Genomic DNA, 19,425 nt, shown 5'->3' on the forward strand with positions numbered 1-19,425 from the left:
CAAACGATTCGGGCACTTACGGGCGACCGATCGTGGGGCAGAGCGGGTCCCCGGGAACACACGGGGGCTCGGCTGCGCTCGGGCCCTTGGACGTGCCCGCGTGGGGGGCTCCCGTCGGCGCGTGGGTCGATGGGGCGTGGGCGCGGGCCGCGCGGAGCTCCGCTTCGAGCGCAGCGATGCGGGCCTCTCCGCGGGAGACGTCACGCGAGGCGGCCTCGGCCTTCGCCTTCTCGGCCGCGAGGTCGGCGCGCGCTCGCTCGAGGGCCACGCCGTCTTGCCGGAGCAAGGCGTCCGCTTCGGCGAGCCGCGCTTCGGCCGCGGGGCGCACGATGCCGAAGTACCCCGCCGCCGAGCCGAGCGCGACGAGGCCCGCGAGCGCGTAACCGAAGAGCCCCGCCGCGGGAGAGCGCTCCGCCGATGCGAGCACCTCGAGGCGCTTCACCGCGAGCTCGTGCTCCCGCTCGAGCACCCTGGCTCGTTCGGCGACCTGCGCCTCGGCGAGTACCCGCTCTCGCTCGATGGCGGCGCGTTTGTCGGCCTCGATGCGGGCCTCGAGCCTCCGATCCTCCTCGGCGCGGATCTCTCGGGCGCGCTCGGCGTCGCGTCGACGAGCCTCTTCTTCGCGGAGAAGCGCCTCGGCCGCGCGCGCTTCCGCAGCCAGCTTGGCCTCGTGCGCCGCGAGGTGGCGCTTCTCTTCGCTCGCGACACGCTCCTTCTCGAGCCTCATGAGCTCACCGAGGGACGAGACGGACGAGTCGTCGTTGGGCTTCGTGGGGGGCCGATTCATGGGGTGCGCCTCTCGACGGCGCGCGCGCGCGGAGGGGCCGACGACCGAGAGGAGCCTCGATCGTCGCCCTCACCGCGCAACCACGCGCGTGCATGGGGAGCCTGCTCGCGGCGTGCGCGAGCGGCGTTGCTCCGATGCGACACCCGGGACGCTCGAGCCATTGGGAGAGTCGCGCGAAAATTTCGCGAGAGGCCACAAAATGCGGAACGGCGCGCTCCGAAGAACGCGCCGCCCGACTCGGCCCGGCTTACGCCGAGCGACTCTTCACTTGATGACCGCGTCGACGACGTGGATGACGCCGTTCGAGGCCTCGATGTCCGTCTTGGAGATCTTGACCTTGTTGATGGTCACGTCCGAGCCCTTGACGGCGATGGCGAACTTCTTGCCGTTGAGCATGGTCGCGTCCTTCGCCTTGGCGACGTCGGCGGCCATCATCTTCGAGCCGACCACGTGGCCCTTGAGGAGCGCCTCGAGCTTCTTCTTGTCCTTCGCGAGGGCGTCCATGTCCTTCTTGGACACCTTGGCGAACGCCTCGTCGGTGGGCGCGAAGACGGTGAAGGGGCCCGCACCCTTGAGGGTGTCGACGAGGCCCGCGTCGCCGAGGAGCTTCGCGAGGGTCTTGAAGTTGCCCGCGTCGACGGCCGTGTCGACGATGTTCTTCTTCTCGGGGACGGCCGGCTTGGGGGGCTCGGGAGCGGCCGAAGCCGAAGCCGAGGGGGCCGCCGAGGGGGCCGCCGAGGGGGTCGGCGTCGGGGCCGGGGTGGGCTCGGGAGCGGCCGACGGCGTCGGGGGGACTTCCGGCGGCGGGGTGTCGCCGCAAGCGATGATGGCGGCCGCAGCCGAGACGACGATGAGCGAAACGATACCGAGCTTCTTCATGGGAATGGGTGCTCCTCTATACCTTGGGCGCCACTCCGATGCGCGGGGCAGAGCGCGTGTTGCATGGGGCGCCCGGGCAAGTTCCTCGGAATGACGCGCCCTTCCTACATCGGTTCCGCCGGAATGGCGAGCCCCTTTCGAAGGGGCGGTATGCTCGTTTTTTCCGACGAATCCCGATCTCGGCCAGAAATTGTCACCCCAAGAGCCATTTGCCGGGGCGGAATGGGGCGCGCGAGGGGATGCCGATAGGCCCCATTTCGAGGCGGAGCCGCCTCCCTCGCGATATCGTCCTGCGTCATGAACGTGCGCGAAGGCCTCGCAGGGTGGCTCGGACGGACCCCCCTCGTGAAAATCCCCAGCCTCTCCGAGGAGACGGGCTGCACCATTCTTGGCAAAGCGGAGCTCTCGAACCCCGGCGGGAGCATCAAGGACCGCACGGCGTTCGGGCTCGTCGACACGGCGCGGCGCGAGGGAAAGCTCGCCCCCGGGGGGCTCGTCGTCGAGGGCACGGCCGGCAACACGGGCATCGGCCTCGCGCTCGTCACGCGGGCCCTCGGTCACCCGCTCCTCATCGTGATGCCCGACAACCAGTCGGTCGAGAAGATCGAGACGCTGCGGGCGCTCGGAGCGGAGGTGGTACTCGTGCCCGCCCTCCCCTTCGCCAACCCTGGAAATTACTACCATGTCGCGCGCGCGCTCGCGGAGGAGCGCGGGGGCTTCTGGGCCGATCAGTTCGAGAACCCCGCGAATTTCGACATCCACTACCGCACGACCGCCGAGGAGATCCTCGAGGACACGGGCGGCGCGCTCGACGGCTTCGTGTGCTCCGCCGGCACGGGCGGCAGCCTCGGGGGCATCTCGAAGAAGCTCGCCGAGAAGAGCCGCGCCGAGTCGTGGCTCATCGACTGCGAGGGCAGCTCGCTCCACGCCCACGTCACGCGGGGCACGCTCGATGCGGAGGGCTCGTCGATCATCGAGGGCATCGGCATTCGCCGCATCACCAAGAACTTCGCCGAGGCCCGCCTCGCCGGGGCCTTCCGAGGCACCGACCGCGAAATGGTCAAGATGCTTCACTACATGGGAAAGAACGACGGCATCTTCGTCGGCGGGTCCGCGGCGCTCAACTGTGTGGGGGCGGTGAAGCTCGCGCGGAAGCTCGGCCGAGGGGCGACGGTCGTGACGCTGCTCTGCGACGGAGCGGGCCGCTACCAGAAGCGCCTCTTGAACCCCGAGTGGCTCGCCGAGAAGGGGCTCGACCCCGAAGCGAAGGACCTGTCGTTCGTGGAGTAAGGAGGGCGACCTGGCCGGCGGGCCCGGGAAAGGCTAGGATTTCGGACCCATGGCGCGACGCATCTCGACACTCGGCAAAGGCATCGTGGTGCTCACCGCCGTCTCCGGCGCGGCCTGTGGCCTCGCGTTCTCCGACATCGGCGACGAGCTCACGCCTTCTGCCGACGGCTCGACGACGTCCACGTCCCCGACGGGGACGACGCCCCCCACGGGAACCACGCCCACCCCTGGCCAGGATGGCGAGGCGCCCGACACCGGGGCCGACGCGTTCGGTCAGCCCGACGCCCTCGGCGGCCTCGACGGCGGGGCCGACGCCGCGACCGACGCCCGTCCTCCGAACACGACGGCGCGTCCGCGGATCGTCTTCCGCTTCGAGCTGAACTGGATCTGCGGGCTCTTCCCCACGGTTTACTGCACGAGGAACGAGGGGGCGTTCGGCGCGAATGGGACCTACCGCGGGCTCTCGGCGAACCTCGGCGGCACCCCGAGCGGCACGGGGCTCAACGCGTGGCGAGGCGAAAACGCGGGCACGAGCTTCCTCGAGATCGAGAACGCGATGGACACCGTCCCCACGGGCGCCGCCCCGACGAAGCTCACCGTGGCCGCTTGGGTGAAGCGCGCGAGCGGAACCAAGCGCGACACGCGGATCCTCTCTCTCGGTCCCAAGTCGGGGGCGGGCAAACCCGTCTTCGAGCTCGGGTTCAAGGCCGACAACGACACGAAGATCTACTTCTCCGTCGACGACGACCTCGACAAGGGCGAGGGCACGGGCATGCCCGATCTGATCCAGCAGGGGGTGTGGACGTTCGTCGCCGTCACCTACGATCGCGAGCTCACGAGCAACCGGGTTTGTTTCTACCGAGGCACGGAGGCCGTCGCCGTGACCGAGGTGGAGTGCCGCAACTACTCGGCGCGCGACATCAAGCGGCCGAACGCAGGGCGCTTCGTCGTCGGGGGACCGGCCAAGGACAGCGACCGCAAGAACGACACCTCCTTCGCCGGCGGCATCGACAACGTGTTCGTGTACGTGGGCGACGTTCTCCCGATCGCCGAGATCGAGAACCTCCGCAACGACTGAAGGCCTACAGCGTGCCCAGGTAGGCGAGCACGGCCTTGCGGTCGTCCTCGGGCATCTCGCTCGCGCGGCCCATGTCTTTGGCCTTCTTGAGCATCTCGTCGAGCGTCGTGTAGGCGCCGTCGTGGAAGAACGAGGGCCGCGTCGCGATGCCCGCGAGGGACGGCGTGACGAACTTGCCGCCCGAGCCGACGTCGTGCGCCTCGCGATCGCTCTCGAGGCCTCCGCCCGTGTGGCACGTCGCGCAGTCGTACTTGGCGGACGCGAAGACCTCGGCGCCGCGCTTCGCGAGCGGATCGGGCACGGCAGGGCGTGTACGCGGAGGTGCACCGAGGGACGACACGTAGGTGACGAGCTTGCCGAGGTCGGCGTCCGAGAGGCCCGTGCCGCCGAGCTGCCGCTCGGTCACCTTGATGTGATCGGCGAGCGTCTTGTGCTCGCCGAGCCAGCCGTACGGCCCCGCGCCGAGCTGGCCTGCGAGCGTACGCGTGCGGCGTTTGCCGTCGGGGGTCGCCCAAACGATGCCGTCGTCGAGCCCGTCGACGTGGCAGCTCGCGCACGCACGGCCGTCCTTGGAGATGCGCGGATCGAACGTGGAGAAGAAGAGATCTCGGCCCTCGATCCACGCGTCCTCGCGGGGCAGCTTTCGCGCGAGGGCGACGTCCAGCACCTTTCCGTCGAGCAAAGCGAGCTCCGGGACCTTGACCTTGAGCGGGGGGACGTCGAAGTCGGTCACGAAGAGGGTCTTCTCGACCTCGCGCATGGTCGAGCGCGGCGTGACGAGGTGCACCGAGAGGTGGCGCGTCGCCTGAGAGTACACGTAGACCTTGTCTCCGCCGGGGGCCAAGGCGAGCGCGGACGGCGAGCCCCCCACGTCGATCGACCGCCGCGCGGAGGACCCCGAGAGGGACGAGCCGTTCGCCGACGGGAGAGGCACGACCTCGACGCGCTTCGTCCCCGCGCAGGCGACGAGCGCGAGCCCCTTCGAGGCGGGCGCCACGGCGGCGACCGGGAGATCGCACTTCGTCGGGTCGTTGAACGCCGACCCGCCGCCGACGACCGAGGAGCGCCCGGTCGTGACGCCGTCGTTCACCGAGACGGACACCTCGCGCGCCTCGAAATGCACGGGCGCCCCGCTCTCGGCCGTGGTGCCGTAGCCCGTGACGCCTCCCCCGCCTCCGCCTCCGCCCATGGGCTCCATCGGGAAATCGCCGTCGCCCTGAATGGACGGCACGTTCCGAGCCCGCGGCATGGCGGTGAGCTTGGACGCGACGAAAAACGATCGCGGGCGCGGGCGGACCATCGCGACGGGCGCGAAGACGTGCTCGGTGACCTTGCCGTCACGCTCGTCGATCGTCGCGACGAGCGCGTTCCCGTGGCGCGACAGCTCGCTTTTGCACATCGCGTGCTCTCCGCCCGAGCCCGCCTCGCAGGCGCCCGAGCCCACGCCGTGGGCGACCTCGTGCACCTTCGCGTCGCCCGCGACGAGCGCTGCGCGGTGCACCACGGAAGTCGCGTCGTATGCGGCGTGCGCGACGTAGATCGTGCGACCGTCCCGCGAGACGACCATTCCACGAGGCTCCCGCGGGACCAATGCGCGCCCGAGCTCTCGGCCCGATCGCGCGTCGAACGCGAGCAGCGTGTGCGACGCGCCGCACGTGACGTAGAGCGACGCCTCGTCCGGAGAGAGTGCGAGGGCGCGAGGGTCGTCCGAGGTGGGGATTCGTCGCACCTCTCGGTAGCGCTGGCCGTCGACGTGCCGCGCATAGACGACGACCGCGTGCTCCTCGGGGTGAGCGACCGCGAGCGTGCCGTCCCCGAGGAGGAGGCCCGTGGCGGGCGCGCTGCCCACGAGCGTGCGCGCGAGAGGGGTCCCGTCGCGCGCGTCGACCTCGACGATGGCGGCGTCGTCGGCGTCGAGCACGATCGCCACGGGGCGCTCACCGATCTTGGCGAGCAGGAGCCCACTCGACCGCGCGACGTCCTCCCCTTGGCGGACGAGCGGCACCGACGGGAGCGCCGGACGCGTGCGCCGCACGAGGTGAGCGACGGCAGCGCGTTCGTCGGGGGAGGCCTTCGCGACGCCGAGGGCCGCAGCGGAGACCAAGAGAGAGACAGCGGCCAATGGGACGATCCACGTCTTTCGCATGCAGGGTCGTCGCCCGTGCGCCCGATTCCGTGACACGGGCCGCACGATTTTTTTCCGGAACCTGCGGCCGCACGCCACGACCCCCTCGACCATCGGGGCGCCCCCGACTATTCACCGCGAAGCCCCCATGACGAACGAGACCCCCAAAGAGCCGTCGACCACCCCCGAGAAGGCCTCGGCCGAGCAGGCCATCATCGAAGGCCGCAAACAGAAGGCCCAGAAGCTCCGGGAGCGCGGGGAGAACCCGTTCGCGAACGACTCGCGCCCCCGAAGCGGCGGCGAGACGACCACGCTCCGCGGCCTCCGCGACGAGGCAAGCGCCGCGCGCGACGACGCCGGCAAGTACGACGAGGCGAAGGTGAAGGGCGCGCTCCACGGCCGCTCCTTCCACGTGCGTGGCCGCGTGCTCGCCATCCGCGTGACCGGTGGGCTCTCCTTCCTCCGCCTCCGGGACGGGACGGGCGAGCTCCAGATCCTCTGCGATCAGAGCAAGATGGGTGAAGAATACACGCGGCTCGACGACCTCGACATCGGCGACGTCGTCGAAGCCGAGGGCACCGTCACGGCCTCGAAGCGCGGGGAGCTGTCCCTCGAGCCCACGCGGGTGCGCCTGCTCACGAAGGCCTACCGCCCGCTCCCCGAGAAGTGGCACGGCCTCACCGACGTCGAGACCCGGTACCGCCAGCGGTACGTCGATTTGGTCGCGAACCCGGACGTGGGCCAGGTCTTCCGGGCGCGGAGCTTCATCGTGCGGGCCGTGCGCAAGATCCTCGACGACGCGGGCTTCCTCGAGGTCGAGACGCCGACCATGCACACGCTCATCGGCGGCGCGGCGGCGCGCCCCTTCACGACCCACCACAACACGCTCGACATGGACCTCTTCATGAGGATCGCCCCCGAGCTCTATTTGAAGCGCCTCCTCGTGGGCGGGCTCGACCGGGTGTACGAGATCGGCCGCTGCTACCGAAACGAAGGCATCTCGACCCGCCACAACCCGGAGTTCACGATGCTCGAGTTCTACCAAGCGTACGCGACCTACGACGAGCTCATGGGCTTCGCCGAAGAGATCCTGCGCGGGGCCGACGCGGCGCTCGCGAAGGCCATGCCCGAGGCCCAGAAGGCCTGGAAAGAGGCGCGCCCCTTCACGTTCGACGAGCCCTTCGCGCGCGTCCCGATGGCCGACGCGGTCAAGAAGGGCGCCGAGGCGACGGACATCGCCGACTGGAAGGCCGCGGTCGCCGACGGCGGCACGGGGCTCGTCGCGCTCCTCCGCGGCGGGTTCGTCGACAAGATGAAGGAGTGGAGCAAGAGCTCGCCCCGCGCCAAAAAGCTCGACTGGGGTAACCTCCGGAAAGGCTTCGAGAAATGCGACAACGACGGGGAGCGCCTCTTCTGCCTCTACGAGTACGTGGTCGAGCCCTTCTTGGCCGACGACTACCGCTCGAAGGACGGGACGAAGAGCCTGCCCGTGTTCGTGAAAGACTACCCGTTCGAGACCTCGCCGCTCGCGCGCAAGAACGACGCGCGCCCCGAGCTCGTCGACCGGTTCGAGCTCTTCGTGCACGGCCGAGAGCTTTGCAACGCCTTCAGCGAGCTGAACGATCCCGAGGACCAAGCCGCGCGTTTCCTCGAGCAGGTCAGCAAGAAGGAGAAGGGCGCCGAAGAGACCATGGACTACGACGAGGACTACGTGCGCGCGCTCGAGCACGGCATGCCCCCGGCCGCCGGCTTCGGGATGGGCATCGATCGCCTCGTCATGATGCTGACGAGCGCGGCCTCCATCCGCGACGTCATCTTCTTCCCGCTGCTTCGTAAGGAGAGCTGACCGCTCGCGGTCCGCGGTCCCGAGCCGCGTCCTCCGCATCGTGCCCCGAGCTCCGGGAGCGATGCGAGGCGCGGCCACGAGGGAGCCCGCGTCGGCCGCCCTCACGTTCCGAAGCGACCCGCTGGCCTCGTCGGCGCCTCTCGTGGCCACTTCGCCCGACCGCCGAGGCAGGTGCGAGGAGCCACGCGCGAGGGCGTGCGCGGACTAGCGGAGCCGGGTGTGCAAGATCCGGAGCGCGCTGCGCGGAACCAGCAAAAACCAGGGAATAAACGCTGCCGCGGCCCGTGGCACGGTCTTCGCTCTCCTCCCTTCGACGCTGGAGGAACGATGAAGGATTGGATGGGTAGGATCGGGCTCTTCGGGCTCGTCGGGGCGTGCATCTTCGGGTCGAGCATCGCGGGCTGCGCCGGCGAACGGGACCCGATAAACCGCGTGCAACAGGGCGTCGTGCAGAAGTCGTTCTTCTTGGGGCAAAACCTAGAAGACCACCGGGACGACCCGGAGTTTCGGACGAAGAGCTTCAACATCGACAGCGGCGCGAACGTCGAGAACGCCTCGGGCACCATCGGCGGCGCCACGGCGGTCGATCGCGTGCGCTGGGAGGTGACCGAGGGGATGCTCTTCGCGCGGCGCTCGTACCAAGAGTCGCCCGGGGCGGACAACCGCGGATTGCCTCGCGTCGAGGTGGCCCCCGGGAAGTGGGAGTTTCCCACGAAGCCGACCGGCACGATCGTGGCCGCGTACAAAATCCTCTCTCACTTCGACATTCGCCGCGAGTACAACCCCTCGACCGGCGAAGAGCAGAACACGATCGTCGAGAACACGAGCGACAGGCCTTGGTACTCGCGCGAGTACATGCGCGTCGACTGGTCGATGAACCTGGCCGAGAGCTCCAGCGGCGATACGAGCTGGGTGTTCGGCGCGGGCTCGAGCGCCACCGCCATCCAATACTCGCCGACGAACGACAACGACGAGGACCGCCCCCACTTCGAAGAGGGGTATTTCGATATCACGAGCAAATACCAGCTCAAGTCGCAGGAGCTCCCGGGCTTCGGCGTGTCCGAGTGCGTGCTGCTCGGGTTCTTCAACGGGTCGAGCTCGTTCGACTGCACGCCCACGGAGGTCAAGTTCCGCTCGTCGTTCGTGAGGCTCGACGGGAGCGAGGACTTCGAGCCGTTCGAGGAGTCGCGCGCATCGCGTGACATCGTAGGCAATTGGGGCAACGCCGGGAACAACTTCAACCGCGAGTACGGCGCCGCGCCCATCACCGCGTGGGACCCCCAATACGGATATACCGACGCGAAGACCAAGACCTTCTTCGCGATGCACAACATTTGGGAGAAGAGCCACCAGGCGGCGGCGTGCACCTCCAACGAGGACGCCGACTCGGACGGCACGGCCGACGCCTGCTCGAACGAAAAGACCGGATACAAGGGGAGCCGGGGCTCGCAGTGCGACGTGCACGTCGGCAAGTGCACGCTACCCGTGCGCGACCGCGAGGTGAAGACCGTCGGCTACTGGCTGAACGCCGAGACACCCAAGGAGCTCACCGACCAGGTCGGCGCCGATGGCAAGACCATCACCAAGCCGGGCCCCATCGAGGAGATGACCATCACCTGGAATCAGCTCCTCCGCAACGCCGTAGCGACGCGGCGCGAGGTCGAGTGCCGGCGCACGAAGGACGGCGACCGTGACACCTGCCACGGACAGTTCTTCGACGGGCAAGGACCCGAGGCCAAGGAGATGGTCGCGTTCGGTGGCTGGGGAATCGACAAGGCCAAAGCGCTCCCCGTAGACAAGGGCAAGCCGGTCATCACGACGTGCCACAACCCGGTCCGTGCCTACGATCCCGAGTCGTGCGGCAAACCCGGAGAGGCCATCCGCCTCGGAGATCTCCGGAAAAACTACACGATCTACTGGCCCTTCGCGTCGCGCGCCCCGTACGGCGGCGTCGCGTCGATCGGCGCCGATCCCCTCACAGGAGAGATGCTCGGGGCCACGGCGACGATCATGGGCCGATCGGCCACGGCCGCGGCCGCGCAGCAACGCGACATCATCCAGCTCGCCATCGGCGACACCACCATCGACGACCTCGTGCAGGGTGGCCAAGCCGAGCGCTACGCCGATCTCGTCAAGAACGGTCGTGTCAACGAGACGATGGCCCGCGGGAAGACCCCGGAAGAACACCGTGAAATCGCGGGCCGCGTGGACCAAGCGCCCATCAAGGCGACCCTCGGCCAAGAGAGCGCTCGGCTCGACACGCTCGGTCAGGTGGACCGAAGCCTCGCCCGCGCCAAGCTCCGCGCGCAAGACAGCCTGCTCTCGCCCCGGATCACGGCGGACAACCAGCGCGTCGACGGCCTCCTCGGGAAGCTCGACGGCTCGCCCCTCAAGGCCGACATCGCCGACAAGAACCTACAACAGCTCGTCGCCCAGTCGAAAGACAGGCAGTCGACCGTGTACCGCGCGCTCGAGACGTTCGCGAAGAACGACCCGGGGAAGACGCAGGACCTCTTCGAGCGGTACGAGGCCTACCTCGGCAACAAGGGTATTTGTTTCCACGACTCGGCCGCGTCGGCCGGCGCGGGGAGCATCTACCAGGCCGCGCTCGCCCCGTACTTCAAGAAGAAGTACGAGGGGCTCGACCCGAAGGCGCGCGGAGCCGCGATCTACGAGGAGCTCCTCCGCGAGGCGGTCAAGGGGATCGGCTTCCACGAGATCGGCCACTCGATCGGCATGCGCCACAACTTCGCGAGCTCGTGGGACGCGATGAACTTCTCGCCCCAGTACTGGCAGCTCCGCACCGCCGAGGGCAGCGCCACCGGCAAGTGCGCGGACACCGGCCGAAGCGGCCCTACGGACTCCTGCATGGGGCCGCGCTACCTCGACCCGGTCACCACCGACGAACAAGGGCTCGATCCGAACGAGCCGCGCCCCGGCATCGAGTACTTCGCCAACACCTCGACGATGGAATACCAGATCGAGCGCTTCGGCGAGACGGTCGGGGCCGGCACGTACGACCTTCACTTCATGAAGACGATCTACGGGCGCGTCCTCGAGACGATGGACCCGCGCCAGATCGCCCCGGAGCAACAACAGTATTTCGGCTTGAAGACCCTGTCGCAGGGTATCCCGTCGAACCTCGTGTTCGTCCCCAACTCGGGATACGGCGTGCACTACACGAAGCAGGCGAACCTCGCCAAGGTGTTCGACCCGGCCCGCGACTGCCGCCCTGCGACCGAAGCCGAGAAGGAGACGGCGAAGTGGCGTGTCGTCCACGGGAAGATCTGCGCGCCTTCTCCGAAGAACCACCTCGCCTACGAGGACATGAAATCGTCGGAGATCGCGTTCACCGACAAGAAAGGCGTCAACACCCCCGTCGGCGTGGACGGAGTGCGCTGGTCCGGCACGGACGAGAATGGCGATCGCCTGGTGCGCTGGCACTACCGCTACGGCGAGGACTACAGCCGCGGAGGGTACATTCACGCGAAGCTCTTCGACAGCGGCGCCGACGTCTACGAGACGACCGTCAACACGATTCGTCGCTTCGACCTCACCTACCCGTGGACCTACTTCCGACGCCTGAACAAGGAGTTCGCGTGGTGGTCCGTCCCGAGCGCGGTCGCGGGCAACACGTTCGCTCGTCTTCGCGCCTACCACTGGAACACCACGACCGACATCGGCCGCGCAGGGCGGACCGACCTCACGAACCCGGACCAGGATCAGCCGGCGGTGTACGCGTCGAACGAGATGTTCGACTTCTTCCAGCGCGTCGTGCTCATGCCCGAACCGGGGACCTACGGGCCCTCGGCCGATACGACGCTCCGCACCCCGAAGCGCCCGAACGCCCTCACCATCTTCGATCTCACGACCGACACCAAGAACGCCGGCAACATCGGGGAGATCGGCCTCGTCGACGGCAGGTACGTGCAGATCGACTTCGACAATGCGCGAGGTGGGAGCTGGGACTACCAGCACTACCCCGTCCACATCGGCTTCGACGAAGAGAAGATCCTCGCGCTCCGTGAGATGGTCGACTCTCGCCCGACGCTCTCCACCATCTCGCGTGAGAACGCCCTCGACGGCCGGGACCCCTACATCAGCTTCCGGACCGACAACGCAGCCGGGCTCGATCGCCTCATCGGCGGCATCCTCGCGCAGGACTGGGAGACCATCGCCCCGTCGCTCTCGAGCGACAAACGCACCCTCCAGACCTTCAGCATCGTCGACCGCGACCCGAGCAAGCTCGTACGTCCGAACGGCGCCAAGATCGTCTTCCCGAACACGGGCTACTCGAACGCGATCGGCATGGGCATCTACTCCGTGCTCTTCTCGCGGTTCTCGAGCGACCTCACCCTGACGAACAAGCTGCGCATCCGCTTCGCCAACGACAACGGACCGCAGATCCCGGACGCGAGGCGCGTCTCGTTCACCGACCCGCAGACGGGCTTCCGGTACGACGCGAGCCGCTTCGGCGTCGAGCGCATCCAAGGGAGGGACGTGGAGACCGGCATCGCCTCGCGCATGCTCCAGCGCGCGAACGAGCTCGTCTCGGCGGCCTACCAGGTCAAAGAGGTCGACGGCGCCCCCGTCCTCGACGGCTTCGGCCAGCCGGAGCTCACCCTCGTGAACGGCGCTCCCGTGGTGAAGGCCCCCGACCAAGCCGCGGCGCTCCGGCGCTACATCGGCCTGCTAGACGGCATCCGGCAGGTCGGCCTCATCCTCGGCGACGGCCCGCTCGGGAACTGACGAGGGCCACGGCAAAGGCGGCGGGCGGCTCCTTTCGGGGGGCCGCCCGTCGGCGTTCGGCGAGGGATGGTGCGGGTGGAGGTGACCCCTGCCCTCCCCCGGGAATCGCGTGGCACAGGCTCGTGTCGCTTCCCCAAGCCCACCTCCGGGCGCTAAGAGAGGGGCCTCCGCATGTCCATCGCCCTGCTCGTCCTGCTCTTCTCCGTGGGCCTCGGCTCGGTGCTCTTCGTCGCGCGAGGCGTGCGTCGGGCGATGAAGCGCGAGCGCGGCAAGGTCTTGACGAGCGCGCTCGGCGCCGTCGCGGGCATCGTGTTCATCCGCCTCACCTACTGGGCCATGACGCTGCCGATCCTCCGCGGCTCGGCATGGACGGTGAAGGACGCGGCCGTTCGCGCCGGTGCGCTCTTGAGCGGGCTCGTGTTCCTGTGGGCGGGCCTCGCGGTGGTCGTGGCGCTCGCGTTCGACGTCGCCGAGCGCCGCGCGTTCGCGCTCTTCGTCGCGATCCGCCACGTGCGCTCGAAGAAATCCGGGTTCTTGTCGGCGATAAGCGGCCTCTCGATCGCGGGCGTCGCGATCGCGTCGTTCGTGCTGTGCGGCGCCACGAGCGTGATGGGCGGCTTCGCTGCCGACCTCAAACGAAAGATCCTGGGCAACAACGCCCACATCGTCGTCGATCAGACGTCCCTCGCCCCGTTCGAGGGTGGCGAGGAGCTGCTCGCTCGCGTGCGAAAGGCCCCTCACGTCATCGGCGCGTCGCCGGTGCTCTACGGCGAGGTGATGATCACCTCGAGCTCGAACCTCGCCGGCGTCGTCGTGCGTGGCATCGACCCGGGCACGATCGGCACGGTCATCGATCTCCCGACGAACATCGAGGTCGGGAAGATCGATTACCTGTCGAGCCCCGAGAAGCTCCTCCACCTCCCCGAGAAGGAGATCATCGGCCTCGGCCCCGGCGGGGAGCCCTACACCAAGGGCCCCGAGACGCTCGGGTTCGAGATCGACCCCGTCACACGCGAGAAGCTTCCCCCACCCCCCGTGAGGCCCGGCATCATCGTCGGGCGAGAGCTCGCGAAGACGCTCCACGTGTACGTGGGCGACGAGGTGACGCTCATCTCGCCGCTCGGCGACCTCGGCCCCATGGGCGTCATGCCCAAGACGAAGCGCTTCCGCGTGGCCGCCGTGTTCTTCAGTGGCATGTACGAGTACGACGCGAGCCACGTCTACACGACGCTCGACTCCGCCCGGGAGTACTTCGGCATGCCCGGCAAGGTGTCGGCGATCGACGTGAAGGTGGACGATCCCGAGCTCGACGGCTTCGACTTCGGGGGCTTCGAGGCCGCCGTCGCGCGCCCCGAGCTCCGCATCCGCGATTGGCGCGGCATCAACAAGAACCTCTTCTCCGCCCTCAAGGTCGAGAAGATCGCCGTGTTCCTGATCTTGACGCTGATGACCGTGGCGGCGAGCTTCTGCATCATCTGTACGCTCCTCCTGCTCGTCACCGAAAAGACCAAAGATATCGCTATATTGAAGGCTCTCGGTGCGACCGACGGGGCCATCCTGCGCACGTTCATCCTCGAGGGCGTGCTCGTCGGCTTCCTGGGTACGTTCCTCGGCGTGAGCTCGGCGACGGCGAGCTTCAAAGGGCTCGAATGGTTCGGCGTGCGCCTCGACCCCGACGTCTATTACATCGATCGCCTCCCGGTCGCGGTCAACGCGAGCGACTTCGTGCTCGTCGCGGTGAGCGCCATCGTGATCTGCACGCTCGCCACGGTGTATCCGGCCGTCGCGGCGTCGAGCATTCGGCCGGTCGACGGCCTGCGGTTCGACTGACGTGGCGAAGGCTCCGCGCCGCACCGTCTCTCCGGAAAAAAAAGACGACGAGCGCCCGCTCGGCGAGCGCTTGCGGGAGAGCGCGCGGTACACTGTCCGCACCGCGCGCCTCGTGTTCCGGTCGGCCCCTCGCCTAGCCTCGGCCTTCGTCGCCCTGACGCTCGCGGCGAGCGCCCTGCCCCTCGCCGTCGCGTTCATCGGGAAGCGCCTCGTCGACGCCGTGGTGGCGAAGCACGAGCGCGAGGCCCTCGCGTGGGTCGCCGCCGAGCTCGCCGTGGTCGTGACGCTCGCCCTCGTCACGCGGGGGGCCCAGCTCGCGCGCCTCGTGCTCGGCTCGCGTCTCGGGGTCGACGTGAACACGGCCATCTTGGCCAAGGCCACCACCCTAAGCCTGCCCGACTTCGAGGACTCCGAGCTCTACGACCGCATGACCCGCGCCCGACGCGAGGCCTCGTCGCGCCCCGTCGCCCTCGTGAGCGACGCCTTCTCGTTCGTGCAGAATACATTGACGCTCTTGGGGTACTTGGCGCTGCTCGTGGGGTTCGGCGGCTGGGTCGCGGCGCTCCTGCTCCTCTCGACCGTGCCGGCCACGATCGCCGAGGTTCGTTTCGGGAAGAAGCAGTTCAAGCTCCGCAACTGGCGCTCGCCCGAGTCACGGAAGCTCCTCTACCTGGAGCAGGCGCTCGCGAGCGACGAGCACGCGAAGGAGATCCGCCTCTTCGACCTCGGCGCGCTCTTCCTCGGGCGGTACGTGGAGACCGCCGAGGCCTTCTACCAAGAGGACACGAAGCTCGCGGTGAAGAAGTCGGCCACCACCACGGGGCTCTCGCTCATCGCGACGCTCGCCCTCTACGCGACGTACGCGTCGGTCGCGCTCCTCGCGGCCCGCGGTGCCCTCTCGCTCGGCACGATGACGATGTACGTGCTCGCGTTCCGTCAGGGCCAGTCCGCCTTCCAGAGCGCGCTCTCTTCGGTCGGGTCCATCTACGAGCACAACCTGTACATGTCGAACCTCTTCGGCTTCCTGGGTGACGACGAGGCCTCGTTCGGCGCCCTCGCCGTGACCTCCGGAGATGGCGCGACGACACGTGCGAAGACGGACGCGCTCCCGAGCGCGCCGAGGAGCGGCGGCGCAGAGATCCGCTTCGAAGGGGTCGGCTTTCGTTACCCAGGCAAGGAGGCCTACGCGCTGCGGGGGATCGATCTCGTCCTCCGCCCCGGGGAGAAGGTGGCGCTCGTGGGCCACAACGGCGCCGGCAAGACCACCTTCGTGAAGCTCATGACCGGCCTCTACACACCGACCGAGGGGCGCATCCTCGTCGACGGCCGGGACGTCGCCGAGTGGGACAGGCGCGCCCTCGTCCGAAGGTTCGGCGTGGTCTTCCAGGACTTCAACCAGTACCAGCTCTCGCTCCGCGAGAACGTCGGGGTCGGTGAGGTCGCACGCATGCACGACGACGACGCGATCGAGCGCGCCGTCGCGCGGGGCGGAGCGACCACGGTCGTCGAGTCGCTCGCCGAGAAGGGCGGCCTCGACGCCGCGCTCGGGCAGTGGTTCCGCGGAGGTGTGGAGCTCTCCGGCGGACAGTGGCAGAAGATCGCGCTCGCCCGAGGGTTCATGCGCGAGGACGCCGACGTGCTCGTGCTCGACGAGCCTACGGCCGCGCTCGACGCCGAGAGCGAGCACGTGGTGTTCGACCGGTTCCAGGCGCTCGCCGAGGGCCGCACGACCCTCGTGATTTCCCATCGATTTCCGACGGTTCGCATGGCCGACCGCATCGTCGTGCTGGACGGCGGCGCGGTGTGCGAGGAAGGCACACACGACGCGTTGGTCGCCCGTGAAGGGCTCTACGCGAGGCTCTTCAAGCTTCAAGCTCGTGGGTACACCTGAAGGATTTTCGCGATCGCCGTCGTGCTTGTCGGCGCGAGCGGGTTCGGGCGAGCATGGGGGAGGAGCGGCGGTTCGCCGCCTTGGCGAATGCGAGACGACGACATCCCGCAAGGGGAAAAGATTGGGGCCTATCGCATCGTCCGGAGGCTCTCCCGCGGCCCCATCGCCGACGTGTGGCTCGCGAAGGCCGAGGGCCCGCTCGGGTTCGAGCGCACCGTCACGCTAAAGAGGCTCGCCGATCGGCACCCCACCGACAGCGCCGTCGCGCGGACGTTCGCGACCGAGGCCGCGGCCTACGCCAAGCTCTCGCACCCGTCGATCGTGCGCCTCTTCGACTTCTTCTCGCACGACGACGAGCTCGTCATGGTGCTCGAGCACGTCGACGGCCCGACCCTCGAGGCGCTCGTCGCCGCCGCGACCGGCGCCGGCCTGACCGTGCCCGACGGTGCCGCGCTCTACGTCGCGATTTGCCTCTTCGAAGGGCTCGCCAAAGCCCACGCCGTCCGGGACGACGACGGCCTCGCCTCCCCCATCGTGCACCGCGGCGTGAGCCCCGCGACGATCCAGATCGCCTTCGACGGCGACGTGAAGCTCGCCGATTTCGGCGTGGCGAAGGTGACGGGGGTGCGCTCCGAGACCGAGGCTGGCGCGCTCAAAGGCACGCTCGGGTACATGGCGCCCGAGCAAGTCAAGGGCAAGCCCATCGGGCCCCACACCGACGTGTACGCCGCGGGCGTCTTGGTGTGGGAGCTGCTCGCGAGGAGGCCGGCCTTCAAGGCGCCTGGCGCGAGTGATTTCGCCGTGCTCAAAGCGATGGCCGAGCCGAGCCTCCCTTCGCTCGACGAGCTCCGCCGCGATCTGGATCGGCGCGTGCGCGAGGTCGTCGGGGCGTGTTTGATCGTCGACGACGCACGACGCGTGGTCACGGCCGCCGAGGTCGCGCGCACCCTCCGCGACGTGTGCCCGCCCGAGACCGGACGCGGGGAGCTCGTCGAGCTCGTGACCAAGCTCCGCGGCACCCTCGAGCCACGCGACGAGCCCGAGGGAACGAGGCCCTCGTGGCGATCGTCCGTGCCCGACGAGACCTCGGCCGACACGCTGCTCGACAGCCTTTTTTCGCTCGATGCGCCGCACGGCCCCGACAGCGCCGCCACACCGCCCAAGGCACCCGAGGTCGACGCGCCGAGCCCCGCGAAAGCCGTTGCCGCCCCCCCCTCGCCCAAGTCGCCCTCGCCCCCGCCCGCAGCTCCGCTCCCCACTCCGACACGCGACGAGCCGCGCGTGACCGAAGCCTCACCCCGTGCGACCGCCCCGCTCGCCTCGGCGCCGCGCTCGGGCAAGCCGGAGGTCGACGCGGCCGACGCGGACCTCGTCGCGAGCCTGCACGCCGCCCCCGCGAGCACGTCGAAGCCACGCCCTACCCACCGTCCGGTGAGCCCTCCGGCCGCCGCGCCGCGCACGACGGGAGGGTTCGCCGTCACCTACGGCATCGTGGCCGTAGCGCTCCTCGCGCTCTCCGGCCTCGTGTACGCGAAGCGCGCGGCCGTAGCCGAGATCATGCTGGACCATCCGACCGAGCCCGTCCCGTTCGTTCCGTCGGATCCGTTCCCGCCCCACGAGGCGCCGATCGTGCTCCCGCCCACGGCCGATGCTCGCGCGGCCGCGCCGTCCCCGTCCGCCACGACCGACCCCCCCGCGCCGAGCGGCCCCGTCCCGCGCGACACGGGTCCGACGGACGCAGGCCCCCGCGATGCCATCCTCGACACGTCCCCGGCCACGCCCGGGCACCGCATCTTCGTGGACGGGAAGGTCGTCGGCGAGACGCCCCAGCGCGTCGTCGTGCCGTGCGGAAAGCGCACGATCCAGCTCGGAAAGGGCGCCCCGGTGCGCACACTCGATCTGGCCTGCGGGAAGACGACCCCTCTAGGCGACAAATAACCACACAGTGCGCCTGTGCCTAGAACGCGCGGGGCGTGGTAGCCTCGCCGCGCTTTGCGCTCCACTTCCCCCCACGCCCGCTCCGTCGTCGCGCTCGTCACGGCCGCGGCCCTCACGCTCGAGCCGCTCGCGCTCGCGCAGCCGAAGGCCCCGCCCAAAGGGCCCGCGCCCTCGGCGACCCCTGCGCCGCGCGGGGATCTCATCGCGCGCGGCCGTGAGCTCTTCGAGGACCAGCAGTACGAAGAGTCGATCCAGACGCTCTCGGCGGCGCTCCTCCGACCGGGGAACACGAAGGCCCAGAAGGTCGACGTCTACCGCCTCTTGGCCCTCAACTACATCACGCTGAACCGCAAAGAAGAGGCCGAGAGCGCCGTGCGCGGCCTCCTCTGCATCGACCCCGACTACCAGCTCCCCGCGAGCGAGTCGCCGCGGTTCCGGGACTTCATCGCGCAGACCCGCGCCAAGTGGGAGCAAGAGGGCAGGCCGGGCCTCGAGAAGCCCGAAGCGCCGCCCCCTCCGGCCGTGGGCATGCGCCACACGTCGCCCTCCGAGGCGAAGCGCGGCGCCGAGCTCGATCTCTCGGCGCGCCTCGAGGATCCCGGGCATCGCGTCGATCTCGTCGAGCTCTACTTTCGTACCGGGACGAAGGGCCCCTTCGAGAAGGTCCGCGCGCGTGTCGACGGCGACGGCGTGCGCGCCACGATCCCGGCCACGGCGGTGAAGCCCCCGCTCGTCGAGTACTACCTCCAAGGCTTCGACAAGGCCGGGCTCCCGGTCGTCTCCCGCGGCGACGCGGCCGCTCCCTTCCGCGTGCCCGTCCCCGAGCCGAAGAGCGGTGGGTGGGTGCTGCCCGTCGCGATCGGCGGCGGCGTCGTGGGCGCGGCGGCCATCGTGGTCGGCAGCCTCGCGCTCGCGGGCGTGTTCTCGTCCACCACGACGCCCCCTCCGCCCGGCCCCGGCCAGGGGACCGTCACCGTCACCATCCGCGAGTGAACGCGGCGTTCGCGATCGA

11 protein-coding genes are annotated in these 19,425 nt (G+C 69.2%); 8 read left to right on the forward strand and 3 right to left on the reverse strand.

The features are described from left to right. Positions 1 to 16: 16 nt before the first annotated feature. Positions 17 to 787 (reverse strand): hypothetical protein, encoded by a 771-nt coding sequence (locus IPK71_31645; protein MBK8218307.1) that lies wholly within the window; start codon positions 785 to 787, stop codon positions 17 to 19. A gap of 264 nt (positions 788 to 1,051) precedes the next feature. Then, positions 1,052 to 1,666, reverse strand: a complete 615-nt coding sequence (locus IPK71_31650) for a fasciclin domain-containing protein (GenBank protein MBK8218308.1) — start codon at positions 1,664 to 1,666, stop codon at positions 1,052 to 1,054. A gap of 297 nt (positions 1,667 to 1,963) precedes the next feature. Here IPK71_31650 and IPK71_31655 point away from each other — a divergent pair, with 297 nt between their 5' ends. Then, on the forward strand, positions 1,964 to 2,956 hold the full coding sequence (locus IPK71_31655; protein MBK8218309.1) for a cysteine synthase A: 993 nt from the start codon (positions 1,964 to 1,966) through the stop codon (positions 2,954 to 2,956). A gap of 49 nt (positions 2,957 to 3,005) precedes the next feature. Beyond that, entirely contained in the window at positions 3,006 to 4,034 is a 1,029-nt protein-coding gene (locus tag IPK71_31660; protein ID MBK8218310.1) for a hypothetical protein, read from the forward strand. A gap of 4 nt (positions 4,035 to 4,038) precedes the next feature. Here IPK71_31660 and IPK71_31665 read toward each other — a convergent pair whose 3' ends face one another. Then, positions 4,039 to 6,180 carry a c-type cytochrome gene (locus IPK71_31665; GenBank protein ID MBK8218311.1) on the reverse strand — a complete coding sequence of 714 codons (2,142 nt, stop codon included), beginning with the start codon at positions 6,178 to 6,180 and terminating at the stop codon, positions 4,039 to 4,041. 127 nt (positions 6,181 to 6,307) lie between these two features. Here IPK71_31665 and IPK71_31670 point away from each other — a divergent pair, with 127 nt between their 5' ends. The 6 genes from IPK71_31670 (at position 6,308) to IPK71_31695 (ending at position 19,406) form a co-directional block, all read left to right on the forward strand. Beyond that, entirely contained in the window at positions 6,308 to 8,005 is a 1,698-nt protein-coding gene (locus IPK71_31670) for a lysine--tRNA ligase (protein MBK8218312.1), read from the forward strand. Positions 8,006 to 8,332: 327 nt separating this feature from the next. After that, positions 8,333 to 12,754, forward strand: coding sequence for a hypothetical protein (locus IPK71_31675; GenBank protein MBK8218313.1), 4,422 nt, complete (start codon positions 8,333 to 8,335; stop codon positions 12,752 to 12,754). Between the two features lie 171 nt (positions 12,755 to 12,925). Beyond that, positions 12,926 to 14,584: an ABC transporter permease gene (locus IPK71_31680; protein MBK8218314.1), complete on the forward strand. Its 1,659-nt coding sequence runs from the start codon at positions 12,926 to 12,928 to the stop codon at positions 14,582 to 14,584. A gap of 1 nt (position 14,585) precedes the next feature. Then, positions 14,586 to 16,475, forward strand: a complete 1,890-nt coding sequence (locus tag IPK71_31685) for an ABC transporter ATP-binding protein (GenBank protein MBK8218315.1) — start codon at positions 14,586 to 14,588, stop codon at positions 16,473 to 16,475. 87 nt (positions 16,476 to 16,562) lie between these two features. Next, positions 16,563 to 18,413: a protein kinase gene (locus IPK71_31690; protein MBK8218316.1), complete on the forward strand. Its 1,851-nt coding sequence runs from the start codon at positions 16,563 to 16,565 to the stop codon at positions 18,411 to 18,413. A 54-nt stretch (positions 18,414 to 18,467) separates the two neighbouring features. Continuing rightward, the gene (locus IPK71_31695; protein ID MBK8218317.1) at positions 18,468 to 19,406 is read left to right on the forward strand and encodes a hypothetical protein; all 939 of its coding nucleotides are present in this window, start codon (positions 18,468 to 18,470) and stop codon (positions 19,404 to 19,406) included. Positions 19,407 to 19,425: the final 19 nt, after the last annotated feature.

It is taken from the genome of Myxococcales bacterium, assembly GCA_016712525.1.
In the GTDB taxonomy this organism is placed as follows: Bacteria; Myxococcota_A; Polyangia; order Polyangiales; family Polyangiaceae; genus JAAFHV01.